At 42.5% G+C, this 2069-nt stretch carries 3 protein-coding genes; all 3 read right to left on the bottom strand.

The window, feature by feature from the left end; translation table 11 throughout:
* On the bottom strand, positions 1-132 hold a 132-nt coding region (locus QUB08_RS32280), incomplete at its 3' end, for a hypothetical protein (RefSeq protein WP_445300978.1).
* Positions 133-186: 54 nt separating this feature from the next.
* On the bottom strand, positions 187-1566 hold the full coding sequence (gene tnpC, locus QUB08_RS31735; protein WP_333230247.1) for an IS66 family transposase: 1380 nt from the start codon (positions 1564-1566) through the stop codon (positions 187-189).
* An 8-nt stretch (positions 1567-1574) separates the two neighbouring features.
* The coding region (locus QUB08_RS31730) for a transposase (RefSeq protein ID WP_333230245.1) at positions 1575-2069 on the bottom strand (495 nt) is incomplete at its 5' end.

Here is a 2069-nt window from a genome sequence, read left to right as displayed (position 1 = left end):
GTCACAACCGCTCATGTCAGATTTTTTGTTTCCTACCCTTCTAGCATAACTGGGGTTATATTTAATTGCAAGCCCCTTAGGAATCAGTCCAGCTAGTACCACCGATGATTTGCCGCTGCCCGAAGTACCGATAAGCTGTTCGACATCTAAACTGCATTAACTCGCGTTACCTTTATTGGTAATTGCTCAACTAGGGGAAAAAAGGGAGCCATCAATAGAGAGAGCTTGTTGAATGGATTGATAAGCAGTTAAACCCTGTCGCTTCCCAGTATTGACAACTGAACGAACGGCAGCAAACAAATCTCGACCCCATTCCGAACGGAAGCCATTAGTCACACGGCGAAATATCACGCTCATCCTAATCGCCTGTTCACTACTATTATTCGTAGCTGGAATCGCCGCATCTTCCAGAAATAAAAATAAATTGTCAATTAGCCCACCATAGCGTTTTCGTAACCGGATACCATCCGGATGGTGTGGCGCTAAATTTAAAATCCCGGTTAATCTTTCCTGTAAATTTTCTCGGTATCGCTTGAGTCTGGCATCGTCGATTTTTTCTCGTCGTCGATGGATGATAAAAGCTCTTAATAATAACCTCTTCATGGCTGGGGCAAAAATCCTGTCCCCAGCATCAATCGCATATTGGCAGTCCCGCAATTGATGAGCCAAACACACCTGCCATTGTGGTGCTGGATGATTTTTTTGAGCGCGGGAGAAGTCTGACACCCAGATATCGGGACGATGTTCTCCTAGAACTTCGTTAATTACTCCAGTTCCTCGACTCGGACGGATGACGTGTAAACAAACATCCTGGTTCTGAAACACCCACTCCCACTGATTTTGTCCGTTAACTCTCGCACTCGTTTCATCTGAACAAATTAATTTTGCCCGCCGCAGCCGTTGTAGTATTTGAGTTACTTGATCATCTAAACTGGTTTTAACCTTCCCCAGCAAGTTGGCGATTGCTCCTTCTGATATTTTTAGTCCAAAGACCTCTCCAAATATGGACGATAGCCGTTCGTAGCTGATGGCATGAGTGTAACGAAGATATGTGACTAAGCTTTGAATTGAACTGCCAAACGGTGAACCTGGTTCCATTCCCAATGGTACAGGTGCAACATATTCGGTCTGACAGCAGGCACACTGACCACCATAACGTTCGATGCGGGTGATGATGGGGCGAATTGGCGGTAGTTCGATTTTTTCGTAGACGGATTGCAATTTTTGGGTGGCAGTGGTGACTTTCTCTCCACACTGGGGGCAATTTTTCAGTTGGGCGATGATTGTTTGGTCTGGTTCAGGATGTAGTTCTCTTCCCCCTCCTGCTCTTCCTAGGCTTCTTTGTCTTTTTATCCCCTCAATTTTCGATGGCTTAATGTTCGGCTTGAATCCTTTCGATGGTGGAGTGCTGGAATTTTTGCTAGTCTTGGTGGGAGATGAGCCTAGTTTTGGTTGGTCTGTGGTTGCTAACGCTGCGGTGAGTTTTTGGATTTTCTCCCATAGCTCTACTATCAAGGCTTCTTTTGCCTCGTTCGATAGCTGTTTTAGGTCGGGGAGTTTTTCCATTCCTTTATCTAATGTCTATCTTGTCTTCTTGTCAAGGGGGTTGAGCAATTACCTTTATTGTTTATTTTTCGGTTCCATTTCATAATTAGTCCTCCTTCATTTAACAGTTTATGTAACAGTGCTTCTAATTTTTCAATGGATTCAAATAATCTATTAGCAACATATTCCTTGGCGGAATGCCATACTAATTCAATTAAGTTATAGTCAGGGCTATACTTTGGCAAAAACTCTATGATTAGATTCGGCATTTCTGACGCTATTTTCTGCAAAGTCTCTGCTTTTTTATGAAAACTAGCGTTGTCGAAAATTATCACAAACTTACAGCCCTTATCTTTAAAGTCTTCTGCTAAATTTCCTTGCAATATCCACTCGGCTTTTAAATCTTCATAAAAAGTTTTCAGCACAGTATAAAAATTAGCAGAATTCCCAGATGGAATAAAATCTACCCATCTTTTTTTGTCTGAGTATCTCACTCCACCCATAACATTAATACGACCTTTTCG

It is taken from the genome of Microcoleus sp. BR0-C5 (assembly GCF_036705045.1).
In the GTDB taxonomy this organism is placed as follows: Bacteria; Cyanobacteriota; Cyanobacteriia; order Cyanobacteriales; family Microcoleaceae; genus Microcoleus.
Note: the sequence above shows the minus strand (reverse complement) of the source record. Positions and strands in the feature narration are given on the sequence as shown.

What these genes read in the sequence shown, in the direction of transcription:
- tnpC (WP_333230247.1), bottom strand. Translation starts at nt 1,566, where the DNA reads ATGGAAAAACTCCCCGACCTAAAACAGCTATCGAACGAGGCAAAAGAA.